Below are 23,602 nucleotides of genomic sequence, written 5' to 3'. Positions count from 1 at the left end.
GACCTTTCCCAGTATGCAACCTGTCATTAATCCCAAGTACCCAGGCCTTTCGGTGCGTGTTGCCGATGACGGCTTTGCGGCCTACATCTGGGGCAGTGATTTCAGTTTTGAAGTGGCTGCCTACGGTGCCGCCGAAATCGGCAAACCGGTCGAACAGTGGTTGATTACGCCGATCACCCCTTATCGAAAGTGCTACGGCATTGACCCAGAAGAATTCAGCAGCTTTCGCGATGCCGCCGACAGTGCGATTTTCATGGCGTACCTCGACGATGAGCCGGTCGGTCATCTGGTGGTCAGCACCAACTGGAACGGCTTTGCTCACATCGACGAACTGGCGGTGCATGCTCCGGCGCGGCACCACGGTGTGGCCAAAGCCTTGCTGGACGTTGCTCAGTTCTGGAGTCGCAAGAAAAAATTGCCGGGCATCATGCTCGAAACCCAGAACAACAACCTTGGCGCCTGTCGGCTCTATGAGCGTTGTGGTTACGTGATTGGCGGGATGGATCATCTGCGCTATCGCGGGATCGACCCGAACACCGCCGAAGTGGCGCTATTCTGGTACCGCTTGTTCGATAATGCGCTGGAACACCCGATCAGTTCGCCAGCATCGCCGCGGCTTGTTCCGTAACGATGTCCAGCAGCGCCTGAACAGCGGCGGCGGGCTCGCCGTTTTTCAGGGTCAGGGCGTAGAGGCTGACCGGCACCGCCGGGGCCAGTGGACACACATCAAGTCCGCCGGTTTTGGCGCCCAGGGCGGTAAACGGGTCGACAATCGCCAGGCCTTCACCGGCCTCGACCATGCTGCGCATCATCTGATGCGTCTGCACCCGGATATGCACCACCGGGGCCGGGCGCAACGCCTGCAATTTGTTCTCCAGGGCACGGCTCAGCGGATCGTGGCCTTCGAGGCCGACCATCGACTGGCCCGCCAGGTCCTGCAATGAAATGTATTTCTGCTTGGGTTGCAGCCAGCCATGGGGCGCCAGGAGCTGGAGCTTGCCTTGGGCGATCACCTGGCAATGGATGTCAGCGTGATCAGGATCGTGCAGGCTCAACCCCAGGTCGCTTTCGCGCAACAACAGGGATTTGATGATCTCGCGGGTCGGTTGGCTCAACAGGCTGCAAGGTGCATCGGGCAGGCGACGGCGCAGTGCGGCGATGCTCTGGGGCAACAATTGTTGAGCGAGTGGCGGGGTGCAGATGATGCGCAGGGGCGGGGCCTGGTACTGCTTAAGGCTGGCGGCCAGACGTTGGACCGGCTCCAGCGCCTCGTAGACGTGGGTGATTTGTGCTTCCAGCTCCCGCGCTTCGCGGGTCGCCTGCAAGCGCCCACGCACGCTGGAGAACAGCATGAAACCCAACTGACCCTCGGCCTCGCGCAAAATGCCTTCAACCTCGGTCACCGGCAACTGCAGCCATTCGGCGGCGGTGCCCAGGTGACCGGTCTGCACAAGCGCGTGGATCACTTCGATATGGCGTAAACGCATGCGTGAAGTCCATGTTCAGCAGGTGAGGGAATCAGTGACTGAATCCTAACTCAAGTGCGCGCATATGACTTCTGCTCATAACGCAGGGTTATGAAGCGACGTTGGCTTCCGGCACGCTGCCGACGAAGGTGTCGGGTTCACGCACGATGGTCACGTCAGATTGAACCAGCAGAAACTGGTTGTCATCGAGCTTCTTGACGCGATCGCCAATGGCCAGTTTGTAGGTGGTGACAGGCTCCGTGCCGCCGAGGCCGTCTGCCGACGGAGTGGATTCCTGGAACTCATGCACGGAATAAACGCGGCCTTCCGCATCTCTTGCATGGAACTGACCGACAAGTACTGCTGCCATCTGTTTAGAACCTCTGGAGATAAATCACTCAATTTTCGGTTCTGTAGACCGTGGTTGGGCGAAGTAAGTTTTCCTACAAGAAAAAAATAGTCAGGGGCGGTGAAATTCAGAGCCCGCTGGGTGATTCGTCATCTATACCTACAAGTTCTTTCCATCGGACAGTCGAGACATCTTCCATGAGTAACGTCTATACGATCGCCGTCGTGGTCGGCAGCTTGAGAAAGGCATCGATCAATCGCAAGGTGGCATTGGCCCTGGCTGACCTGGCACCGGCAAATCTCAAGCTACAAATCGTCGAAATCGGCGACTTGCCGCTCTACAACGAAGACATCGATGGTGCTTCACCGCCGGCAGCCTACAGCACTTTCCGGCAACAAGTACGTTCATCCGACGCAGTGCTGTTCGTCACCCCGGAATACAACCGCTCGGTACCTGCGCCTTTGAAGAATGCCATCGACGTTGGATCGCGGCCCTACGGCCAGAGCGCCTGGAGCGGCAAGCCGGGCGGGGTGATCAGTGTTTCGCCGGGTGCAGTCGGTGGATTTGGCGCCAACCACCACTTGCGCCAGTCCATGGTGTTTCTGGATGTGCCGTGCATGCAGCAGCCGGAAGCCTATCTCGGAGGGGCGGGCTCGGCGTTTGACGAGGCAGGAAAGTTGTCCGAGTCGGTGAAGCCGTTCTTGCAGAGCTTCATCAATGCTTACGGCAAATGGGTCGAACAACACAAAAAAGTCTGACAATACCCTTCTCTCTTGTAGCAGCCGAACGCAGCCTCGCGCTGCTCGTCAGCTGCTACGGGATCGTGGTGTGTAGAAAATGGGGCTTTACTCTGCTCGTGCGTTGCGGCTGAATCGCGGTTTGTTTTTCCGCGCAAGGTTGCTTTGCATGCTCATCGCCTCACTCATTTTCCTGCTGACCATCACCCTGGTGATCTGGCAACCCAAAGGCCTGGGCGTGGGCTGGAGTGCGGTTTTCGGGGCCGTGCTGGCGCTGATTTTCGGCGTCGTGCAGTTGAGTGACATCCCGATTGTGTGGCAGATCATCTGGAATGCCACCGGTACGTTCGTGGCGCTGATCATCATCAGTCTGTTGCTGGACGAGGCCGGGTTCTTCGCTTGGGCCGCCTTGCACGTGGCCCGTTGGGGCCGGGGCAGCGGGCGCAAGCTGTTTGCTTATATGGTGTTGCTGGGGGCGCTGGTCTCGGCCTTGTTCGCCAATGACGGCGCGGCGCTGATCCTCACGCCCATCGTGATTTCCATGCTGCTGGCGCTGCGGTTCTCCCCGGCGGCGACCCTGGCGTTCGTGATGGGCGCCGGTTTCATCGCCGACACCGCGAGCCTGCCGCTGGTGGTGTCGAACCTGGTGAACATCGTTTCCGCCGACTTCTTCCACATCACGTTCAACCGCTATGCGGCGGTGATGATCCCGGTCAACCTGGTGAGCGTCGCGGCCACGTTGGCGATGCTGATGTGGTTCTTCCGGCGCGACATTCCCAAGGATTACGACCCCGAACAACTGGAGCAACCGGCCACCGCGATCCATGACAAGGCAACGTTTTATGCCGGCTGGGTGGTATTGGTGATCCTGCTCGTAGGTTGTTTTGCCCTGGAGCCGCTGGGTATTCCGATCAGCGCCATTTCCGCGGTGTGCGCCGCGTTGCTGCTGGGTATTGCTGCCCGCGGCCACAGGATTTCCACGCGCAAGGTGATGAAAGAAGCACCGTGGCAAATCGTGATTTTCTCGCTGGGCATGTATTTGGTGGTGTATGGCCTGCGCAATGCCGGCCTGACCGGGTATCTGGCCGGTTGGCTCGACGGGTTTGCCCATTACGGTGTTTGGGGCGCGGCCATGGGCACTGGCGTGCTGACAGCGATTCTGTCTTCGATCATGAACAATTTGCCGACGGTGCTGATCGGTTTGCTGTCGATCGACGCCAGTCAGGCCAGTGGTGTGGTGAAGGAGACGATGATTTACGCCAACGTCATCGGCAGCGACCTGGGGCCGAAGATTACGCCGATTGGCAGTCTGGCGACGTTGTTGTGGCTGCATGTGCTGGAGCGCAAGGGTATCCAAATCGGGTGGGGGTATTACTTCAAGGTCGGGGTGGTGTTGACGGTGCCGGTTTTGTTGGTGACATTGGCGGCGTTGGCTTTGCGGTTGTCCATCTAGACCGCTTCGGCCCCTTCGCGAGCAAGCCCGCTCCCACACTCGATCTGCGCCATAACGAAGTCCAATGTGGGAGCGGGCTTGCTCGCGAAGAGGCCGGTCCAGGCGCTACAAAACCTCAACCAATACCCGGCACATTCGGCCAAAGATCCGCCACCAGAAACAATCGCTCCGCTTCCTCCCAATCCCCCTCGGCATTCTCGATCAGGCGCACCATCAACTGCGCCGGCGCCAAAGGCTCCAGGCCACCGAGCCACGCGCTCAATTGCTCGACGCTCCAGGTCTGCTCCGCAGGATAATGCGCCGGCGCCAGCCAGGCATGGCGGGGCAGGGGCTGCCAGCGACCGGAGGGGCGTTGCACGACAAAGTCCGCCCAGTCTTTCTGATGAAGCCAGCTACCGCGCAAATGCTGCGGATGCGCACCGCTGGGCGGCTCGGCCTGTCCCGGCCACGGATACAGCAGATAACCGCCGAGCCACAAGTGCGCGCTGAACTGCTGGATATCCAGCGCCGCCAGCGCTTCGCGACTTTCACTGCGGGCGGAAATGGGCAGTTGATGCTGAGCCAAATGCGCCAGTTTGCGGTCCAGTCGATCATGACAGCCGGGGCCGAGCCACTGCGCGGCGTCATGCCCGTCGCCATTTTGCGGCCCCAGATAGAGCTTGATCGCCAGTTCCAGGTGATGCACGCCGTCGCGATCACGCAGCAGCATGTCCAGTTCGCCCAGCGTGTGGCCTTCTCGGCGGATCGGCAGGTTGGCGGCGATCAGCTCGATCCCTGGCGCGTGACGCACCGCGTACTGCCACAAGCGTTCGTAGTACAGGCCCAGGCGCCGGGTTCGGGCCTGGGACAGCCAGTGCAGCAAGTCATAACTGTCACGGTCCAGTTGCCGCAGCCAGCGCTCCAGGCGTTGCGGTTCTTGCACCCAGTCGCTGCCGGCCAGCGGATGCCGCTGCGGCCACGGCGTGTCGATGAGCATTGGCGGCGCGAGGATGACCCAGGCCAGGTCGCGCACTTCGGGGTGGCGCAACTGATGGGGCAACGAGAGCAAATCGGGAAATAGGATCATCTTGCGAGCATAGCCCTAAACATGAGTACACCCTTGTGGCTGAAAGGATTTTGTCTATCCTGCGCTTTCGCCCATAATCGTCTTTTTCGCCGTCCTTGCAGGAACCCCATGGAGCAATTTCGTAATATCGGCATCATCGGTCGCCTGGGCAGTTCCCAGGTGCTGGATACCGTCCGCCGACTGAAACGGTTTCTGCTCGATCGTCACTTGCACGTGATCCTCGAAGACACCATCGCCGAAGTCCTTCCCGGTCATGGCCTGCAAACCTCGTCCCGCAAGATGCTCGGCGAAGTCTGTGACATGGTGATTGTGGTTGGCGGTGACGGCAGCCTGCTGGGCGCCGCTCGCGCGCTGGCCAAACACAACATACCGGTGCTCGGCATCAACCGTGGCAGCCTCGGTTTCCTGACCGATATTCGTCCCGACGAGCTGGAAGTCAAAGTCGCCGAAGTGCTCGACGGCCACTACTTGGTGGAAAACCGCTTCCTGCTGCAAGCCGAAGTCCGCCGTCACGCCGAAGCCATTGGTCAGGGCGATGCCCTCAATGATGTGGTGCTGCACCCCGGCAAATCAACGCGGATGATCGAATTCGAGCTGTACATCGACGGCCAGTTCGTCTGCAGCCAGAAGGCCGACGGCCTGATCGTCGCGACGCCCACCGGTTCGACAGCCTACGCGCTGTCGGCGGGCGGACCGATCATGCACCCCAAGCTTGACGCTATTGTGATTGTGCCGATGTACCCCCATACCTTGTCGGGCCGGCCGATTGTGGTCGATGGCAACAGTGAGCTGAAAATCGTCGTGTCCAAAGATATGCAGATCTACCCGCAAGTCTCCTGTGACGGGCAGAACCATTTCACCTGCGCGCCGGGTGACACCATCACCATCAGCAAAAAAGCGCAGAAGCTGCGGCTGATCCATCCGCTTGACCACAACTACTATGAAGTCTGCCGGACCAAGCTCGGTTGGGGCAGTCGATTGGGTGGTGGAGGCGACTGATGCTTGATCCCGCGCGTAGCTACGACCTGATCGGTGACGTGCACGGTTGCGCTCTGACCCTTGAGCACTTGCTCGACCGGCTCGGTTATCACAAACAAGGTGGCGTCTGGCGGCATCCGTCGCGGATGGCCGTGTTTGTGGGCGACATCATTGATCGCGGCCCGCGGATTCGCGAGGCGCTGCACATCGTCCACGACATGGTCGAGGCTGGCCAGGCGCTGTGCATCATGGGCAACCATGAATTCAACGCACTGGGCTGGAGCACACCGGCGCTGCCGGGCAGCGGCAAGCAGTTTGTCCGTGAACACACGCCACGCCATGCACGGTTGCTCAGTGAAACCCTGACCCAGTTCGAAGACCATCCCGGCGACTGGCATGACTTCCTGCAATGGTTCTACGAGATGCCGTTGTTCGTCGATGCCGGGCGCTTCCGGGTGGTGCATGCATGCTGGGATTCCGGCCTGATCGAACCCTTGCGCGGATTGTTCCCCAACGGTTGCGTCGATGAGCATTTCCTCCAGGCCTCGGCCGTGCCGGGCAGTTTCGCCTGCACCGTGTTCGACCGGTTGCTGCGCGGCACCGACATGCGTTTGCCCGATGGCTTGACCATGACAAGTGGCGACGGTCTGGTGCGTTCGTTCTTCCGCACCAAATTCTGGGAAGACGACCCGCAAACCTACGGAGACATTGTGTTCCAGCCCGACGCATTGCCCGAGCCAGTGGCCAGGACGCCACTGTCATCCACGGAAAAAAATACCTTGCTGCGCTACGGCGTCGACGAGCCGTTGTTGTTCGTCGGCCACTACTGGCGCAGTGGCAAACCGGCATCGATTCGCCCGAACCTGGCCTGCCTGGATTACAGCGCCGTGCTCTACGGCAAACTGGTCGCCTATCGGCTGGATCAGGAAACCCGCCTCGATCCGCATAAATTTGTCTGGGTCGATGTCGAACGGCCGGAGGTGCTGCGATGAGCGTGGTTGCCGTATTACGCCTGCCGCTGGCGGTGGATTTGAGCGGGTTCGTCAAACTGCTGCAGCGCATGCAGGTGCCGCACCGCGTCAGCGAAGAGTCGGGCGAGCAAGTGCTGTGGGTGCCAGCCAACATCAGCGAAGACGTGCGTTCGTTGTACGAACGTTTTCCGGCTGGTGATCCCGATCAGCAACTCGACATTCCGGCCGCGCAAACCACCCGGCGCCCCGGTTTCGTCGAGCAACTGCGCTACGCCAGGGCGACTGCGGCGATTTTGCTGCTGAGCATCCTTGTCGGTGCGGTGACGCTGCTGGGCGAAAACCTCGACACGATGCGCTGGCTGACTTTCCTCGATTTCCGCGTAGTCGGCGAGTACATCCATTTCGTACCGTTGGCCGACAGCCTTGCGGCGGGGCAGTGGTGGCGCCTGATAACGCCGATGCTGATCCACTTCGGCATCCTGCACCTGGCCATGAACGGCATGTGGTACTGGGAACTGGGCCGGCGCATCGAGTCGCGTCAGGGCAGCATCAACCTGATCGGCCTGACGTTGCTGTTCAGCCTCGTCTCCAACTATGCCCAGTATTATTTCAGCGGCCCGACCTTGTTTGGCGGCTTGTCCGGCGTGCTGTACGGCCTGCTCGGGCATTGCTGGATATTCCAGCTGCTGTCGCCGAACCCGGCTTATCGCCTGCCGCGCGGCGTGCTGGTGATGATGCTGGTGTGGCTGGTGCTGTGCCTGTCCGGGCTGGTCTCGATGATCGGCTTCGGTGAAATTGCCAACGCTGCGCACGTCGGCGGGTTGCTCGTCGGATGCCTGACCGGTTTGTTGGGTGGTTTGTACAACCGCCGTAAACTGGCCGCCTAAAACAGTTTATGTATTGAAGAGCGCGGAGACCTTGATGTCCTCTTTTAACGAAATGATCCAGAACATCACCCCCGATATCTACCAGAGCCTGAAACTGGCGGTAGAAATCGGCAAATGGTCCGACGGTGGCAAACTCACCGCCGAACAACGCGAGCTGTCGCTGCAAGCGATGATCGCCTGGGAAATCCAGAACCTGCCCGAAGACCAGCGCACCGGTTACATGGGCCCGCAGGAATGCAGTTCGAAGTCGATCAGCGTACCGAATATTCTGTTCAAGTCGGATGCCATCCATTGATCGAGATTGGCCGCGGTGCAATCAGCAAAATGTCGGCGCGTCTTGACGGGTCTGACGTGCAGTACGCGTTTCGCCTGGGCGATGTCGAGGTGCCGGTCAATCCGATGATCGGCACCACCGTGCGCCTGGAGTACCTGGGGGCGATTCATTGCACCCATTGCGGGCGCAAGACCAAAACCAGTTTCAGCCAGGGTTATTGCTACCCGTGCATGACCAAACTGGCGCAGTGCGACCTCTGCATCATGAGCCCGGAGCGTTGCCACTACGACGCTGGCACTTGCCGTGAGCCGGAGTGGGGCGAGAAGTTCTGCATGACCGACCACATCGTGTACTTGTCCAACTCGTCGGGGGTGAAAGTCGGGATTACCCGCGCCACCCAACTGCCGACCCGCTGGATCGATCAGGGCGCCCGTCAGGCGTTGCCGATCATGCGCGTGTCGACCCGTCAGCAGTCGGGTTTCGTCGAAGATCTGTTCCGCAGTCAGGTGGCGGACAAAACCAACTGGCGTGCCTTGCTCAAGGGCGAAGCCGCGTCGGTGGACCTGGCCGAGGTGCGTGATCAACTGTTCGACAGCTGCGCCGAGGGCCTGCAAACCTTGCAGGAACGATTTGGCCTACAAGCGATTCAGACCATTGCCGACGTAGAAACCCTCGAAATCCGCTATCCGGTCGAGCAATACCCGGCCAAGATCGTCAGCTTCAACCTGGACAAGAATCCGATTGCCGAAGGCACGCTGTTGGGCGTCAAGGGTCAATACCTGATCTTCGACACCGGCGTGATCAATATTCGTAAATACACGGCTTATCAGCTCGCCGTGCATCAGTAAGGACTCCAGCATGCGCACCGAACAACCGAAGATGATTTACCTGAAAGACTATCAGGCGCCCGAGTACCTGATCGACGAGACGCACCTGACCTTCGAGTTGTTCGAGGACCACAGCCTGGTCCATGCGCAACTGGTGATGCGCCGCAATCCCGAGCGCGGCCCGGGCTTGCCGCCGCTGGTGCTGGACGGTCAGCAGCTTGAGCTTTTGGCGGTCACTTTGGCTGATCGCGAGCTGAGCGAAAGCGACTATCAGTTGACGGAAAACCACCTGACCCTGCACCCGACCAGCACCACGTTCACGGTCGATACCAGCGTCAGGATCCACCCGGAAACCAACACTGCGCTGGAAGGCCTGTACAAATCCAGCGGCATGTTCTGCACCCAGTGTGAGGCCGAAGGCTTCCGCAAGATCACCTATTACCTCGACCGCCCGGACGTGATGAGCAAGTTCACCACCACGGTCGTCGCCGAGCAGCACAGCTATCCGGTGCTGCTGTCCAACGGCAACCCGATTGCTTCGGGTCCCGGCGAAGACGGCCGTCACTGGGCGACCTGGGAAGACCCGTTTATGAAGCCGGCGTACCTGTTCGCGCTGGTGGCCGGTGACTTGTGGTGCGTCGAAGACACCTTCACCACCATGACCGAGCGTTCCGTGGCATTGCGCATCTACGTCGAGCCGGAGAACATCGACAAGTGCCAGCACGCCATGAACAGCCTGAAGAAGTCGATGCGCTGGGATGAAGAGGTCTACGGTCGCGAGTACGACCTGGACATCTTCATGATCGTCGCGGTCAACGACTTCAACATGGGCGCCATGGAGAACAAGGGCCTCAACATCTTCAACTCCAGCGCCGTGCTGGCCCGCGCCGAAACCGCGACCGACGCTGCGCACCAGCGCGTCGAAGCGATCGTCGCCCACGAATACTTCCACAACTGGTCGGGCAACCGCGTGACCTGCCGCGACTGGTTCCAGTTGTCGCTCAAGGAAGGCTTCACCGTGTTCCGCGATGCCGGGTTCTCCTCGGACATGAACTCGGCCACGGTCAAGCGCATCCAGGACGTGGCTTACCTGCGCACGCACCAGTTCGCCGAAGACGCCGGTCCCATGGCACACGCCGTGCGCCCGGACAGCTTCATCGAGATTTCCAACTTCTACACCCTGACCGTGTACGAAAAGGGCTCGGAAGTGGTCGGCATGATCCACACCTTGCTCGGGGCCGAAGGCTTTCGCAAAGGCAGTGACCTGTATTTCGACCGCCACGACGGCCAGGCCGTGACCTGTGACGACTTCATCAAGGCGATGGAAGACGCCAACGGTGTCGACCTGACCCAGTTCAAGCGCTGGTACAGCCAGGCCGGTACTCCGCGCTTGGCGGTGAGCGAGTCCTACGACGCGGCGGCGAAAACCTACAGCCTGACCTTCCGTCAAAGCTGCCCGGCGACCCCGGACAAGGTTGAAAAACTGCCGTTCGTGATTCCTGTGGAATTGGGCCTGCTGGACGCCAAAGGCGCGGCGATTGCCTTGCGCCTGTCCGGCGAAGCCAGCGCCCAGGGCACGTCGCGGGTGATCTCGGTGATTGAAGCCGAGCAGACCTTCACCTTCGTTGACATCGCTGAACAGCCGTTGCCTTCGTTGCTGCGTGGTTTCTCGGCGCCGGTCAAACTGAGCTTCCCGTACAACCGCGATCAACTGATGTTCCTGATGCAGCATGACAGCGATGGTTTCAATCGCTGGGATGCCGGTCAGCAACTGTCGGTGCAAGTGCTGCAAGAGTTGATTGCCCAGCATCAGGCAGGTGAAACGCTGGTGCTGGATCAGCGCCTGATTTCAGCCCTGCGCACCGTGCTGTCGGACGAGACGCTGGACCAGGCGATGGTCGCGGAAATGCTTTCATTGCCGGGTGAAGCGTACCTGACTGAAATCAGCGAAGTGGCTGACGTCGATGCGATTCACATCGCCCGTGAGTTTGCGCGCAAGCAATTGGCTGAAGGCTTGTTCGAGGCGTTGTGGCTGCGTTATCAGGCCAATCGTGATCTGTCGAAGAGAACTCCTTATGTGGCCGAGGCCGAGCACTTTGCTCGTCGCGCGTTGCAGAACATTGCGCTGTCGTACCTGATGTTGAGCGGTAAGCCGGAAGTGTTGGCGGCGACGCTTGAGCAGTTCGAGGCGAGCGATAACATGACTGAGCGCCTGACGGCGTTGGCGGTGTTGGTCAATTCGTCGTTTGAAGCTGAGAAGGCCAAGGCGTTGGCGAGTTTTGCCGAGCACTTCAAGGACAATCCGCTGGTCATGGATCAGTGGTTCAGTGTTCAGGCGGGCAGCGCGTTGCCGGGTGGTCTGGAGCGTGTGCGTCAGTTGATGCAGCATCCGGCCTTCAACATGAAGAACCCGAACAAGGTTCGCGCGCTGGTCGGTGCGTTTGCCGGGCAGAACCTGATCAATTTCCATGCGGCGGATGGTTCGGGGTATCGCTTCCTGGCGGATCTGGTGATTGAGTTGAACGGGTTTAACCCGCAGATTGCTTCCCGTCAGTTGGCGCCGCTGACTCGCTGGCGCAAGTATGACGATGCGCGTCAGGCGTTGATGAAGGGCGAGCTGGAGCGGATTCGGGCTTCGGGTCAGTTGTCCAGCGATGTGTTTGAAGTTGTAAGCAAGAGTCTGGCCTGAGTGATGCTTTGCTCCCACAGGGTTCGCTCGGGCTCTGTGGGAGCAGGTTTCTATGACTTGGCGGCCTGACAGCCGACCATTCTCTGTCTTGGTGTACATATCCATTTCTGCGGTAACGGCCACTTAGGGTTTCGCCCTTACGGCGACTCACTTTTTTTTCAAACGCCAAAAAAAAGTAAGCAAAAAAAGGCTCGCCCCGAGCGTCCGGCCCCTCGCTAAAGCTCGGCGTTCCTTCGCTCCGGTATCCATCCGGGGACACTGCCCTCCGGTCTGCTTCGCTACGACCTACATGCAGCGTGTTCGACTGCGTCGAACGGCGCTGCGCGCCACTCCCCGGATGCACACCTCCACTCAGCCTCCCGAAGGGGCGGGTGAATCAAAAGCCAGATCAAAAGCTTTCAGGCGAGCTAACGCTCGGCCTGTTGAGTGGTGAGAAGCGGGAGGTGTTCGCTTTAGAGGGTGCGGGAGGCTGAAACTTTAGAACGTGTTTGGCTTTGGCTTTGGCTTTGGCTTTGGCTTTGGCTTTGGCTTTGGCTTTGGCTTTGGCTTTGGCTTTGGCTTTGGCTTTGGCTTTGGCTTTGGCTTTGGCTTTGGCTTTGGCTTTGGCTTTGGCTTTGGCTTTGGCTTTGGTATTTGATCTTGATCTTGATCTTGATCTTGATCTTGATCTTGATCTTGATCTTGATCTGCTTTTGATCTTTCGCCCCTTCGGCAGGCCGAGTGGAGGTGTTCATCAGGGGGGTAGGCGCGCAGCGCCGTGCGGCGAAGCCGCACACATCGAGAGGAGGTCGTAGCGAAGCAGACCGTAGGCGATGCCCCCTGATGGACACCGTAGCGAGGGAACGCGGAGCTTTAGCGAGGCGCCGTACGCCGGGGCGAAGCCTTTTGCTTACTTTTCGCTGGGCCGGCATTCCGGCGTCTGGAAAAGTGAGTCGCTGTAAGAGCGAAACCATAAGCAGCCGTTACCGCAGCAACGGATATGTACTCCGAACCCCGAACCCCGAACCCCGAACCCCGAACCCCGAACCCCGAACCCCGAACCCCAACCCCAATCACCCCACCTAATACCCAATCATTCAGCCAAGCCCCACCCCCGTCAGGTTAACAAAAGATAACGTGGCGTCGATTGTCAGACCTTTCCAAACCCCGATAGGATAAGCCAGCTTCCGAAGGGGCTCTAGATTGCGCGTTTCAGGACTAAGCTCCAAACAGCCAATCACCACGAGCCACCTTACGGCGCCCTGAAAGGTTGAACGACCTAACAATAATAATGGGGGAAGGTCTATGAGTGAGCCTGTCATGGGTGTGGGTATCTGCCGCCCGCCGGCACTGCGCAAATTCGCGTTGCTGGCTACAGCGCTCTCGCTGTTGGGCTGTGCCGCATTGTCGGCACCAGCGCTGGCCGCTGCCGCGCCAGCATCCGATACTGTTTATGCCATTGAGTCTGCCAAGGCCACCAAAAGCCTGATGCTCGATGTCGTCCACGCCGGTAAGCGCCTGGTGGCGGTCGGCGATCGCGGGCACATCCTGTATTCCGACGACCAGGGCGCAACCTGGGTTCAAGCCAAGGTGCCGACCCGGGCACTGCTGACCTCGGTGTTTTTCGTCGATGACAAACACGGCTGGGCCGTCGGCCATGACGCACAGATCCTCGCCAGCGAGGACGGTGGCGCCACCTGGACCAAGCAATTCGAAGATTTGAAACGCGAAGCGCCGCTGCTCGACGTCTGGTTCAAGGACGCCAACAGCGGCTTTGCCGTGGGCGCGTATGGCGCGCTGCTGGAAACCACCGACGGCGGCAAGCACTGGGAAGACGCCAGCGACCGCCTGGACAACGAAGACCAGTTCCACCTCAACGGCATCGCATCGGTCAAGGATGCCGGGCTGTTCATCGTCGGCGAACAGGGCAGCATGTTCCGCTCTGCTGACTGGGGCCAGACCTGGGAAAAACTCGAAGGTCCGTATCAAGGCTCGCTGTTCGGCGTGATCGGCACGGCGCAAGCCAATACGCTGCTGGCTTACGGACTGCGCGGCAATCTCTACCGCTCCACGGATTTCGGCAGCACCTGGGAACAGGTTGAGCTCAAAGCCGCTCGCGGCGCGCTGGAGTTCGGGTTGTCCGGCGCAACGCTGCTCGACGACGGTTCCATCGTGATCGTCGGCAACGGCGGCTCGGTGATCCGCAGCAACGACAACGGCGAAACCTTCAGCGTGTTCAACCGTCCGGATCGCATTTCCGTTTCGGCAGTGACGGCGGCGGGCAACGGCAATCTGATTCTGGCAGGACAGGGCGGCGTTCGCGCTACTTCGCCAACCGGCTCAGAGCTGGGCAAATAATAAGAAGGGCGGAGCTATGACATCCATGACAAGTCATCACCAGGACAAGGCGACGTTTCTTGAGCGCCTGATTTTCAACAACCGCCCGGCAGTGATCACGATCTGCCTGCTGGTCAGTATTTTTCTGTTCTGGCAGGCGACGCTGATCCGGCCGTCCACCAGTTTCGAAAAAATGATCCCGCTCGAGCATCCCTTCATTCAGAAGATGATGGAGCACCGCAACGATCTGGCGAACCTGGGCAACACCGTGCGGATCTCGGTGGAAGCCACTGACGGCGATATCTTCTCCAAGGAATACATGGAGACCCTGCGTCAGATCAACGACGAGGTGTTCTACATCTCCGGCGTCGACCGTTCCGGCCTCAAGTCGTTGTGGAGCCCGAGCGTGCGCTGGACCGAGGTGACGGAGGAGGGCTTCGCCGGGGGTGAAGTCATTCCGCAGAGCTACAACGGTTCCCAGCAAAGCCTCGATCTGCTGCGCAACAACGTCCTCAAGTCCGGTCAGGTCGGGCGTCTGGTGGCCAACGACTTCAAGTCGAGCATCGTCGATATCCCGCTGCTGGAGTCCTACCCGGACCCGCAGGACCAGGGCAAGTTGCTGGCACTGGACTACCGCCAGTTCTCCCACCAGCTGGAAGAAAAGATCCGCGACAAGTTTGAAAAGCAGAACCCTAACGTGCAGATCCACATCGTCGGTTTCGCCAAGAAAGTGGGCGACCTGATCGATGGCCTGGTCATGGTGGTGATGTTCTTCGGTGTCGCCTTCATCATCACGCTGATCCTGCTGTACTGGTTCACCAACTGCATGCGCAGCACCGTGGCGGTACTCAGTACCACGCTGGTGGCGGTGGTCTGGCAGTTGGGGTTGATGCACTTCTTCGGCTTCGGGCTCGATCCGTATTCGATGCTGGTGCCGTTCCTGATCTTTGCCATCGGTATTTCCCACGGCGTACAGAAGATCAACGGCATTGCCTTGCAATCCAGTGAGGCCGACAACGCACTGACCGCTGCGCGACGCACGTTCCGTCAGCTGTTTCTGCCGGGGATGATTGCGATCCTTGCGGATGCGGTGGGTTTCATCACGCTGCTGATCATCGATATCGGTGTGATTCGTGAGCTGGCCATCGGAGCGTCCATCGGCGTGGCGGTAATCGTGTTCACCAACCTGATCCTGCTGCCGGTGGCGATTTCCTACGTCGGTATCAGCAAACGCGCCGTTGAACGCAGCAAGAAAGACGCACACCGCGAACACCCGTTCTGGCGCCTGTTGTCGAACTTTGCCAGCCCGAAAGTCGCTCCGATTTCGATCGCCCTGGCCTTGCTGGCCTTCGGCGGCGGTCTCTGGTACAGCCAGAACCTGAAAATCGGTGACCTCGACCAAGGTGCTCCTGAGCTGCGTCCGGACTCGCGCTACAACAAGGACAACAACTTCATCATCAGCAACTATTCCACCAGTTCCGATGTGTTGGTGGTGATGGTCAAGACCAAGGCCGAAGGTTGCTCACGCTACGAAGCCATGGCGCCGATCGATGAGCTGATGTGGAAGATGCAGAACACCGAGGGCGTGCAGTCGGCGATTTCCCTGGTGACCGTGTCCAAGCAGATGATCAAGGGCATGAACGAGGGCAACCTGAAATGGGAAACCCTGTCGCGTAACCCCGACGTGCTGAACAACTCCATCGCCCGTGCTGACGGCCTGTACAACAACAGCTGCTCCCTGGCGCCGGTGCTGGTGTTCCTCAACGATCACAAGGCGGCAACGCTGGATCGTGCGGTGCATGCCGTTCAGGACTTCGCCAAGGAGAACAACAAGGACGGCCTGGAATTCATCCTCGCGGCCGGTAACGCCGGCATCGAGGCGGCCACCAACGAGGTGATCAAGGAATCCGAGCTGACCATCCTGATCCTCGTCTACATCTGCGTTGCGACCATGTGCATGATTACCTTCCGTTCGTGGGCGGCGACCTTGTGCATCGTGTTGCCGCTGGTGCTGACCTCGGTACTCGGCAACGCCCTGATGGCCTTCATGGGGATCGGCGTGAAAGTCGCGACCTTGCCGGTGGTGGCGCTCGGTGTGGGGATTGGCGTGGACTACGGCATCTACATCTACAGCCGTCTGGAAAGCTTCCTGCGCGCCGGTCTGCCGCTGCAAGAAGCCTATTACCAGACGCTGAAGTCCACCGGTAAAGCCGTGCTGTTCACCGGTCTGTGCCTGGCCATCGGCGTGTGCACCTGGATCTTCTCGGCCATCAAGTTCCAGGCCGACATGGGCCTGATGCTGACCTTCATGCTGCTCTGGAACATGTTCGGCGCGCTGTGGCTGTTGCCGGCGCTGGCACGCTTCCTGATCAAACCGGAGAAACTGGCCGGGCAGAAGGGCAACTCGCTGTTCGCTCACTGATCCTTGCCAGCAACAAAAAAGCCGCAACCCAGGTTGCGGCTTTTTTACATCTGAAGGTTGACGCTAAACCCATGTGGGAGCGGGCTTGCTCGCGAAGGCGGCGTGTCAGTCGACATCAACATTGAATGATGCACCGCATTCGCGAGCAAGTCGAATCGCCGCACCGCCGCTCCCACATTGGATTTGTGGATTATGCGGGATCGCTGCCCAACACCACATTCAACGCACTGCGCGCATCATCCAGCTGCACCAGCGTCGCGTGCCGGGCGCCGAGCGCATCGCGATTCTCGATGGCGGTGAGGATTGCCTTGTGCCGGGGCAGCGCCAGTTCATGCAGGTTCGGCCGCTGGTTGGAATGCTTCAGCGCCTCGGCAATCGCCACCGACAGCATGTTGCACAGGTTGGCCAGCAAGTCGTTGTGGGTCGCATCGGCGATGCGGCTGTGGAAGTCCAGGTCCGGTTGCAGCAACGCTTCCGGCGTCGGCGCCGCTTCCATGCGCTGGTAGGCTTCGCCGATGGAAGCGATGTCTGCCTCCGTGGCGAACTGCGCGGCCAGTGCCGCAGCAGCGGGTTCGATGATGCTGCGCACACTGGTGAGCAAATCGAAAAACTGATTTTGCGGGCTGCTTTGCATCAACCAATGCAAAACGTCCGGGTCGAGCATGTGCCATTCCTTGCGCTGCTTGACCACCGTGCCGACACGCGGGCGCGAATACACCAGGCCTTTGGCAACCAACACTCGGGTGGCCTCGCGCAGCACCGGGCGGCTGACCGCGTACTCCTCACACAGCAGGGCTTCGGCGGGCAGTTTGTCGTCCGGCTTGAAGCGCCCGGAAACGATCTGCATGCCCAGTTCCTGGACAATGCGCGAGTGCATGCTTTTGCGGTCGGAGGGTTTGCGGTAATCCATGGGGAACGGCGCGGTCCTGTGCGAAGGGGTGTCGCGCATGATAACAGGCACGACGGGATCTTGAGGCAGGTGCAAAGCAAATGTGGGAGCGGGCTTGCTCGCGAAGGCGGTGTGACAGTCAACATCACTGCTGAATGTTAAACCGCTTTCGCGAGCAAGCCCGCTCCCACACTTGGACGGTGGTGGTTAGTGAGAGTGGCGCGGCACTTCGGCGCCGCGGCAGCCGACCAGGAAGTCGAAGTCGCAACCCTGATCCGCCTGCAGTACATGGTCGATGTACAGCTGACGATACCCGCCCAGGATCATCTGTTGCGGTGGCTGCAGATCCGCCATCCGCGCCGCCAGTTCAGCATCCGGAATATCCAGGTGCAAACGGCCGCTTGCACAGTCCAGCTCAATCCAGTCACCTTCCTTCACAGCCGCCAACGGCCCGCCTGCCGCCGCTTCCGGCGCGACGTGCAACACCACGGTGCCATACGCAGTGCCACTCATGCGCGCATCGGAAATGCGCACCATGTCGGTCACACCTTGGGCGAGCAACTTGGCCGGCAAACCCATGTTGCCGACTTCGGCCATGCCCGGATAACCCTTCGGACCGCAGTTCTTCATCACCAGGATCGAGTTGGCGTCGACGTCCAGCTCCGGATCATTGATCCGCGCCTTGTACATGTCGAAGTTCTCGAACACCACCGCGCGCCCGCGATGCTGCATCAGTTCTGCGGTGGCCGCGGACGGCTTGAGCACCGCACCGAGAGGCGCCAGATTGCCGCGCAACACGCAGATGCCGCCGTCGGCGCGGATCGGGTTGTCGAGGGTGCGGATCACTTCGTCATCGCCGTAGATCGGCGCGTCCTTGGTGTTCTCGCCGAGGGTCTTGCCGTTGACGGTCAAGGCATTCGGATGCGGGATCAGGTTGGCTTCACCGAGACGGCGCAGCACGGCGGGCAGGCCGCCGGCGTAGTAGAACTCTTCCATCAGGAAGCGCCCGGACGGTTGCAGGTCGACGATGGTCGGCATGCCGCGACCCATGCGGGTCCAGTCGTCCAGCTCCAGGTCCACGCCGATGCGGCCGGCGATGGCTTTCAGATGGATCACGGCGTTGGTCGAACCACCGATGGCGGCGTTGACGCGGATGGCGTTTTCGAAGGCTTCTTTAGTGAGGATTTTCGACAGCTTCAGGTCTTCGCGAACCATTTCCACCGCACGCATGCCGGACATGTGCGCGAGGACATAACGGCGTGAATCAACCGCCGGAATCGCCGCGTTGTGGGGCAGGGAGGTGCCCAGTGCTTCGGCCATGCAGGCCATGGTCGATGCCGTGCCCATGGTGTTGCAGGTGCCCGCCGAGCGGGACATGCCGCCCTCGGCTGCGAGGAAGTCGTCAAGGGTGATGGTGCCGGCTTTCACTTGTTCGCTGAGCTGCCAGACCACCGTGCCGGAACCGATGTCCTGACCTTTATGCTTGCCGTTGAGCATCGGACCGCCGGTGACGACGATCGCCGGCACGTCGCAACTGGCCGCACCCATCAGCAGCGCCGGGGTGGTTTTGTCGCAACCGGTCAGCAGCACCACGCCATCAATCGGGTTGCCGCGAATCGCTTCTTCGACGTCCATGCTCGTCAGGTTGCGGGTGAACATGGCGGTCGGGCGCAGGTTGGATTCGCCGTTGGAGAACACCGGGAATTCAACCGGCCAGCCACCGGCCTCGATCACCCCGCGTTTGACGTGCTCCGCGATCTGGCGGAAGTGCGCGTTGCACGGGGTCAGTTCCGACCAGGTATTGCAGATGCCGATGATCGGCTTGCCCTGGAACTGGTGGTCGGCGATGCCCTGATTCTTCATCCAGCTGCGGTACATGAAGCCGTTCTTGTCGGCGGTGCCAAACCATTGGGCGGAGCGCAGGGTGGGTTTCTTATCAGACATGATCGATTCTCTTATTGTATGACTATATTGTTGCGGCTAAGGCGTAACATAAGCGCAAATTCGCCGGTTTGGAAGTGTTGTTGGGTAATTAGTATTACTATATAGTCGTTTTCAACGGAGGGTTGGCCCTGGTGATTTTCGGCGAGAGGCGGCCCCCGAGGTTCTATAACAACAACAATCGGAGACCGATCTCATGAGCCAGGAACTGCGGCTGATTCGTCGCATCACGCTGAAACTGATTCCCTTCCTGATCCTGCTGTACCTGATCGCCTATGTGGATCGCTCCGCCGTAGGTTTCGCCAAGCTGCACATGGGCGCCGACATCGGCCTCGGTGACGCGGCTTACGGTCTGGGTGCCGGGCTGTTCTTCATTGGTTACTTCCTGTTTGAAATCCCCAGCAACCTGATGCTCGATCGCTTCGGTGCACGACGCTGGTTCGCGCGGATCATGATCACCTGGGGCGCCATCACCATCGGCATGGCGTTCGTTCAGGGACCGCAGAGCTTCTATGTGATGCGTTTTCTGCTAGGTGCGGCGGAAGCCGGGTTCTTCCCGGGCGTCCTGTACTACATCACCCAATGGTTCCCGATTCGCCATCGCGGCAAGATCCTCGGCCTGTTCATCCTCTCTCAACCCATCGCGATGATGGTCACCGGCCCGGTGTCCGGCGGCTTGCTCGGCATGGACGGCACCCTTGGTCTGCACGGCTGGCAGTGGCTGTTCATCGTCATCGGAACGCCGGCGATCCTGCTGACCTGGCCGGTGCTGCGTTACCTGCCTAATGGTCCGCAACAAGTGAAATGGATGGACCAGGCCGAAAAGGACTGGTTGTCCGGCGAGCTGAAAAAGGACCTTGAGGAATACGGCCAGACCCGTCACGGCAACCCGTTGCACGCGCTCAAGGACAAACGGGTGCTGCTGCTGGCGCTGTTTTATCTGCCAGTGACGTTGAGCATTTATGGCCTGGGCCTGTGGTTGCCGACGTTGATCAAACAGTTCGGCGGCAGCGACCTCGTCACCGGTTTCGTCTCGGCGGTGCCGTACATCTTCGGCATCGTCGGTTTGCTGATCATTCCGCGCAGCTCCGACCGTTTGAATGACCGCTACGGTCACTTGGCCGTGCTGTACGTGCTCGGCGCCATCGGCCTGTTCCTCAGCGCCTGGCTGACGGTGCCGGTGTTGCAACTGGCGGCGCTGTGTCTGGTGGCATTCGCGCTGTTTTCCTGCACGGCGGTGTTCTGGACCTTGCCGGGCCGGTTCTTCGCCGGGGCCAGTGCGGCGGCCGGGATCGCCTTGATCAACTCGGTGGGCAACCTCGGTGGTTACATCGGTCCGTTCGTGATCGGCGCGCTGAAGGAGTACACCGGCAACCTCGCGTCGGGGCTGTATTTCCTGTCGGGTGTGATGGTGTTCGGGCTGGTGCTGACGGGTGTGGTTTACCGGTTGCTGGAACGCAAGCATGTGCTGCCGGCGGATCAGTTTGCGGCCAGTGCGCGCGGTGCGACCCGCACTTAAGGCCAACATCAATCAAGTGTGGGAGCGGGCTTGCTCGCGAAGAGGCCGTCACTTTCTCCATTAATGGTGACTGACACACCGCTTTCGCGAGCAAGCCCGCTCCCACATTAGTTCGGCAGTGTTTTGAAGAATTGTGTTCAAAGGAGAAAATCATGCGTTTGGTTCAATTCGAATTAAGTAACGGCGAGCGCCGCGTCGGTGTCGTCGAGGACAGTCTGGTCCTTGAAGTGCAAGACGCGCACACCGTTCGCGACCTGGCATTGGCAGCGATCGAGGCCGGCACAACTCTGCAGCAGCAAGTAAACGCCCTGGGCCTTGGCATCAGCCACGACTACGCCGAACTGCTCGCCACATTGCGCATCCTGCCACCGCTGGATCACCCGGACGCGGCGCACATGCTGGTCAGCGGCACTGGCCTGACCCATTTGGGCAGCGCCTCGACACGGGACAAAATGCATCAACACGCTGGTGACGAAGCGGCCATGACCGACACCATGCGCATTTTCAAATGGGGCGTGGAGGGTGGTAAACCGGGCGCGGGGCAGGCTGGCGTGCAACCGGAATGGTTCTACAAGGGCGACGGCAGCATTGTCGTTCGGCCGGGCCACCCGTTCCCGCTGCCACCGTTCGCCGAAGACGCCGGTGAAGAGCCCGAGCTCAGCGGCCTCTACGTCATCGGCCACGATGGCAAGCCTTATCGCCTCGGTTATGCCGTCGGCAACGAGTTCTCCGACCACGTCATGGAACGTAAAAACTACCTGTACCTGGCGCACTCCAAATTGCGCAGTTGCAGTTACGGCCCGGAGCTTCGGGTCGGCGAATTACCCCAACACCTGGCCGGTACCAGCCGCATCCTGCGCGACGGCGAAGTGCTGTGGCAGAACGAGTTTCTCAGCGGCGAAGCCAACATGTGCCACAGCCTGGAAAACCTCGAATACCACCATTTCAAGTACAGCCAGTTCCTGCGACCGGGTGACGTGCACATTCATTTCTTCGGCACCGCGACCTTGTCGTTCGCCGACGGTATCCGTACGCGGCCGGGTGATGTATTTGAAATCAGCCAGGCCGAGTTTGGTGCGCCGTTGATCAATGGCATCGAGCCTGCACAGGCAGCGTTCGAACCCGGCACCGTCGGCACCCTTTAAGGAGACATGCATGACCCAGATCCTTGGACACAACTACATCGGTGGCCAGCGCAGCGCTGTTGGCTCGCTCAAACTCCAGAGCATCGATGCCAGCACCGGCGAAGCGTTGCCACACGATTTCTACCAGGCCACCCCGGATGAAGTGGACGCCGCCGCCAAGGCCGCCGCAGCGGCTTACCCGGCCTATCGCAGCTTGAGCGCGGAACGTCGTGCGCAATTCCTCGATGCGATTGCCGACGAGCTGGATGCGCTGGGTGACGAGTTTGTCGCCGTGGTCTGCCGCGAAACCGCGCTGCCTGCAGGGCGCATTCAAGGCGAGCGCGGCCGCACCAGCGGCCAGATGCGCCTGTTCGCCAAGGTGCTGCGTCGCGGTGATTTTTACGGTGCGCGGATCGACAAAGCATTGCCCGAGCGCACGCCATTGCCACGTCCGGACCTGCGCCAATACCGTATCGGTCTCGGCCCGGTCGCCGTGTTCGGGGCCAGCAATTTTCCGTTGGCATTCTCGACGGCTGGCGGCGACACCGCCTCGGCGCTGGCAGCCGGTTGCCCGGTGGTGTTCAAGGCGCATGGCGGCCACATGGCCACGGCCGAATGGGTGGCCGATGCGATCCTGCGTGCCGCGGAAAAAACCGGCATGCCAGCGGGTGTGTTCAACATGATCTACGGTGGCGGGGTAGGCGAAGCGCTGGTCAAGCACCCGGCGATTCAGGCCGTCGGTTTTACCGGCTCGTTGAAGGGTGGTCGCGCCTTATGCGACATGGCCGCTGCACGCGCGCAGCCGATTCCGGTGTTCGCGGAAATGTCGAGCATCAACCCGGTGATCGTGCTGCCGCAGGCATTGCAGAGCCGCGCTGAAACGGTCGCCCGAGACCTGACGGCGTCCGTGGTTCAAGGCTGTGGTCAGTTCTGCACCAATCCTGGGTTGGTGATCGGTATTCGTTCGCCGCAGTTCAGCACGTTCGTGCAGCAGGTCGCGTGGTTGATCAACGATCAGCCGGCGCAAACCATGCTCAATGCCGGGACGTTGAGCAGCTATGGCAAAGGCCTGGAAAAACTCCTCGCGCATCCGGGCATCTCGCATCTGGCGGGCAACGCGCAAAAGGGCAATCAGGCTCAGCCGCAATTGTTCAAGGCGGACGTCAACCTGTTGCTCAAGGGCGATGACGTCTTGCAGGAAGAGGTCTTCGGTCCGACCACGGTGGTGGTGGAAGTGGCTGATCAGGCGCAACTGAGCGCCGCACTGAACGGGCTGCATGGCCAGCTCACGGCGACGATCATTGGCGATCCGGCGGACTTTGAACAGTTCGGCGAGCTGACGGCGTTGCTGGAGCAAAAGGTCGGGCGGATTCTGCTGAACGGGTATCCGACGGGCGTGGAAGTCTGCGATTCGATGGTCCATGGCGGACCGTACCCGGCGACGTCCGATGCGCGCGGCACGTCGGTGGGCACCTTGGCGATTGACCGTTTCCTGCGCCCGGTGTGCTTCCAGAACTACCCGGACAGTCTGCTGCCGGACGCGTTGAAGAATGGCAATCCGCTGCGCATCCAGCGCCTGGTGGATGGCCAGCCGTCACGAGAAGCCCTCTAACAGTTAGACACAATCAAAGTGTGGGAGATTCTATGTTTGGGGGGAACCCCCAAACATAGAATTTGGGCTGTATTCACTTTGA

Annotated in this window: 20 protein-coding genes; 15 read left to right on the top strand and 5 right to left on the bottom strand. The window is 60.2% G+C overall.

From position 1 onward, the window contains the following. Positions 1–13 precede the first annotated feature (13 nt). A complete protein-coding gene (locus tag BK660_RS25345) occupies positions 14–628 on the top strand; it encodes a GNAT family N-acetyltransferase (RefSeq protein ID WP_027923392.1) in 615 nt (204 codons plus the stop codon). Here BK660_RS25345 and BK660_RS25340 read toward each other — a convergent pair. Beyond that, the gene (locus tag BK660_RS25340) at positions 594–1,487 is read right to left on the bottom strand and encodes a LysR family transcriptional regulator (RefSeq protein WP_123435612.1); all 894 of its coding nucleotides are present in this window, start codon (positions 1,485–1,487) and stop codon (positions 594–596) included. The two genes, BK660_RS25345 and BK660_RS25340, sit on opposite strands and share 35 nt — an antisense overlap. Positions 1,488–1,575: 88 nt before the next feature. Next, positions 1,576–1,836, bottom strand: coding sequence for a hypothetical protein (locus BK660_RS25335; protein WP_123435611.1), 261 nt, complete (start codon positions 1,834–1,836; stop codon positions 1,576–1,578). A gap of 176 nt (positions 1,837–2,012) precedes the next feature. On the opposite strand from BK660_RS25335, the gene BK660_RS25330 reads away from it, so the two are divergent. Together BK660_RS25330 and BK660_RS25325 are read left to right on the top strand one after the other, a co-directional pair. Continuing rightward, complete coding sequence (locus tag BK660_RS25330) at positions 2,013–2,573, top strand: NADPH-dependent FMN reductase (RefSeq protein ID WP_027923395.1); 561 nt, start codon at positions 2,013–2,015, stop codon at positions 2,571–2,573. A gap of 148 nt (positions 2,574–2,721) precedes the next feature. Continuing rightward, positions 2,722–4,005 carry an arsenic transporter gene (locus BK660_RS25325; RefSeq protein ID WP_123435610.1) on the top strand — a complete coding sequence of 428 codons (1,284 nt, stop codon included), beginning with the start codon at positions 2,722–2,724 and terminating at the stop codon, positions 4,003–4,005. 115 nt (positions 4,006–4,120) lie between these two features. Here BK660_RS25325 and BK660_RS25320 read toward each other — a convergent pair whose 3' ends face one another. Further along, positions 4,121–5,071, bottom strand: coding sequence for a DUF1853 family protein (locus BK660_RS25320; RefSeq protein WP_123435609.1), 951 nt, complete (start codon positions 5,069–5,071; stop codon positions 4,121–4,123). 108 nt (positions 5,072–5,179) lie between these two features. Between BK660_RS25320 and BK660_RS25315 the strand changes: the two genes are divergently transcribed. From BK660_RS25315 to BK660_RS25270, 9 genes are all read left to right on the top strand, one after another. Further along, positions 5,180–6,070 carry an NAD(+) kinase gene (locus tag BK660_RS25315; protein ID WP_027923400.1) on the top strand — a complete coding sequence of 297 codons (891 nt, stop codon included), beginning with the start codon at positions 5,180–5,182 and terminating at the stop codon, positions 6,068–6,070. Next, entirely contained in the window at positions 6,070–7,041 is a 972-nt protein-coding gene (locus BK660_RS25310) for a metallophosphoesterase (protein ID WP_123435608.1), read from the top strand. The genes BK660_RS25315 and BK660_RS25310 overlap by 1 nt, the downstream gene beginning before the upstream one ends. Further along, positions 7,038–7,907 carry a rhomboid family intramembrane serine protease gene (locus BK660_RS25305; protein ID WP_123435607.1) on the top strand — a complete coding sequence of 290 codons (870 nt, stop codon included), beginning with the start codon at positions 7,038–7,040 and terminating at the stop codon, positions 7,905–7,907. Before BK660_RS25310 ends, BK660_RS25305 begins: the two co-directional genes overlap by 4 nt. A gap of 34 nt (positions 7,908–7,941) precedes the next feature. Further along, positions 7,942–8,202, top strand: a complete 261-nt coding sequence (locus BK660_RS25300) for a YeaC family protein (RefSeq protein ID WP_123435606.1) — start codon at positions 7,942–7,944, stop codon at positions 8,200–8,202. Further along, on the top strand, positions 8,199–9,029 hold the full coding sequence (locus BK660_RS25295) for a DUF2797 domain-containing protein (protein ID WP_123435605.1): 831 nt from the start codon (positions 8,199–8,201) through the stop codon (positions 9,027–9,029). The genes BK660_RS25300 and BK660_RS25295 overlap by 4 nt, the downstream gene beginning before the upstream one ends. Positions 9,030–9,039: 10 nt before the next feature. Then, on the top strand, positions 9,040–11,697 hold the full coding sequence (gene pepN / locus BK660_RS25290; protein WP_123435604.1) for an aminopeptidase N: 2,658 nt from the start codon (positions 9,040–9,042) through the stop codon (positions 11,695–11,697). A 484-nt stretch (positions 11,698–12,181) separates the two neighbouring features. Further along, the gene (locus tag BK660_RS32690) at positions 12,182–12,334 is read left to right on the top strand and encodes a hypothetical protein (RefSeq protein ID WP_185045215.1); all 153 of its coding nucleotides are present in this window, start codon (positions 12,182–12,184) and stop codon (positions 12,332–12,334) included. A gap of 647 nt (positions 12,335–12,981) precedes the next feature. Further along, positions 12,982–14,034: a WD40/YVTN/BNR-like repeat-containing protein gene (locus tag BK660_RS25275; protein WP_123435601.1), complete on the top strand. Its 1,053-nt coding sequence runs from the start codon at positions 12,982–12,984 to the stop codon at positions 14,032–14,034. Positions 14,035–14,059: 25 nt separating this feature from the next. Further along, positions 14,060–16,435: an efflux RND transporter permease subunit gene (locus BK660_RS25270; protein ID WP_404942957.1), complete on the top strand. Its 2,376-nt coding sequence runs from the start codon at positions 14,060–14,062 to the stop codon at positions 16,433–16,435. 190 nt (positions 16,436–16,625) lie between these two features. Here BK660_RS25270 and BK660_RS25260 read toward each other — a convergent pair whose 3' ends face one another. Both BK660_RS25260 and BK660_RS25255 read right to left on the bottom strand, forming a co-directional pair. Continuing rightward, positions 16,626–17,345 (bottom strand): FadR/GntR family transcriptional regulator, encoded by a 720-nt coding sequence (locus BK660_RS25260; protein ID WP_185045220.1) that lies wholly within the window; start codon positions 17,343–17,345, stop codon positions 16,626–16,628. A 186-nt stretch (positions 17,346–17,531) separates the two neighbouring features. Continuing rightward, a complete protein-coding gene (locus BK660_RS25255; protein ID WP_123435598.1) occupies positions 17,532–19,268 on the bottom strand; it encodes an IlvD/Edd family dehydratase in 1,737 nt (578 codons plus the stop codon). A gap of 193 nt (positions 19,269–19,461) precedes the next feature. On the opposite strand from BK660_RS25255, the gene BK660_RS25250 reads away from it, so the two are divergent. The 3 genes from BK660_RS25250 (at position 19,462) to BK660_RS25240 (ending at position 23,520) form a co-directional block, all read left to right on the top strand. After that, positions 19,462–20,784 carry an MFS transporter gene (locus BK660_RS25250; protein WP_123435597.1) on the top strand — a complete coding sequence of 441 codons (1,323 nt, stop codon included), beginning with the start codon at positions 19,462–19,464 and terminating at the stop codon, positions 20,782–20,784. A gap of 152 nt (positions 20,785–20,936) precedes the next feature. Continuing rightward, entirely contained in the window at positions 20,937–21,929 is a 993-nt protein-coding gene (araD1, locus tag BK660_RS25245) for an AraD1 family protein (RefSeq protein ID WP_123435596.1), read from the top strand. 10 nt (positions 21,930–21,939) lie between these two features. Then, positions 21,940–23,520, top strand: a complete 1,581-nt coding sequence (locus BK660_RS25240) for an aldehyde dehydrogenase (NADP(+)) (RefSeq protein WP_123435595.1) — start codon at positions 21,940–21,942, stop codon at positions 23,518–23,520. The last annotated feature ends 82 nt before the right edge of the window (positions 23,521–23,602 follow it).

This window comes from Pseudomonas brassicacearum, from assembly GCF_003732265.1.
GTDB lineage: Bacteria > Pseudomonadota > Gammaproteobacteria > Pseudomonadales > Pseudomonadaceae > Aquipseudomonas > Aquipseudomonas brassicacearum_D.
Note: the sequence above shows the minus strand (reverse complement) of the source record. Positions and strands in the feature narration are given on the sequence as shown.

Bases quoted from the DNA above. Each gene is read 5' to 3' on its own strand.
- BK660_RS25345 (WP_027923392.1), top strand. From the start codon at position 14: ATGCAACCTGTCATTAATCCCAAGTACCCAGGCCTTTCGGTGCGTGTT.
- BK660_RS25270 (WP_404942957.1), top strand. From the start codon at position 14,060: ATGACAAGTCATCACCAGGACAAGGCGACGTTTCTTGAGCGCCTGATT.
- BK660_RS25335 (WP_123435611.1), bottom strand. From the start codon at position 1,836: ATGGCAGCAGTACTTGTCGGTCAGTTCCATGCAAGAGATGCGGAAGGC.
- BK660_RS25305 (WP_123435607.1), top strand. From the start codon at position 7,038: ATGAGCGTGGTTGCCGTATTACGCCTGCCGCTGGCGGTGGATTTGAGC.
- BK660_RS25325 (WP_123435610.1), top strand. From the start codon at position 2,722: ATGCTCATCGCCTCACTCATTTTCCTGCTGACCATCACCCTGGTGATC.
- BK660_RS25260 (WP_185045220.1), bottom strand. From the start codon at position 17,345: ATGGATTACCGCAAACCCTCCGACCGCAAAAGCATGCACTCGCGCATT.
- BK660_RS25310 (WP_123435608.1), top strand. From the start codon at position 6,070: ATGCTTGATCCCGCGCGTAGCTACGACCTGATCGGTGACGTGCACGGT.
- araD1 (WP_123435596.1), top strand. From the start codon at position 20,937: ATGCGTTTGGTTCAATTCGAATTAAGTAACGGCGAGCGCCGCGTCGGT.
- BK660_RS25275 (WP_123435601.1), top strand. From the start codon at position 12,982: ATGAGTGAGCCTGTCATGGGTGTGGGTATCTGCCGCCCGCCGGCACTG.
- BK660_RS25340 (WP_123435612.1), bottom strand. From the start codon at position 1,487: ATGCGTTTACGCCATATCGAAGTGATCCACGCGCTTGTGCAGACCGGT.
- BK660_RS25320 (WP_123435609.1), bottom strand. From the start codon at position 5,071: ATGATCCTATTTCCCGATTTGCTCTCGTTGCCCCATCAGTTGCGCCAC.
- BK660_RS25255 (WP_123435598.1), bottom strand. From the start codon at position 19,268: ATGTCTGATAAGAAACCCACCCTGCGCTCCGCCCAATGGTTTGGCACC.
- BK660_RS25330 (WP_027923395.1), top strand. From the start codon at position 2,013: ATGAGTAACGTCTATACGATCGCCGTCGTGGTCGGCAGCTTGAGAAAG.
- pepN (WP_123435604.1), top strand. From the start codon at position 9,040: ATGCGCACCGAACAACCGAAGATGATTTACCTGAAAGACTATCAGGCG.
- BK660_RS25250 (WP_123435597.1), top strand. From the start codon at position 19,462: ATGAGCCAGGAACTGCGGCTGATTCGTCGCATCACGCTGAAACTGATT.
- BK660_RS25315 (WP_027923400.1), top strand. From the start codon at position 5,180: ATGGAGCAATTTCGTAATATCGGCATCATCGGTCGCCTGGGCAGTTCC.
- BK660_RS25240 (WP_123435595.1), top strand. From the start codon at position 21,940: ATGACCCAGATCCTTGGACACAACTACATCGGTGGCCAGCGCAGCGCT.
- BK660_RS25300 (WP_123435606.1), top strand. From the start codon at position 7,942: ATGTCCTCTTTTAACGAAATGATCCAGAACATCACCCCCGATATCTAC.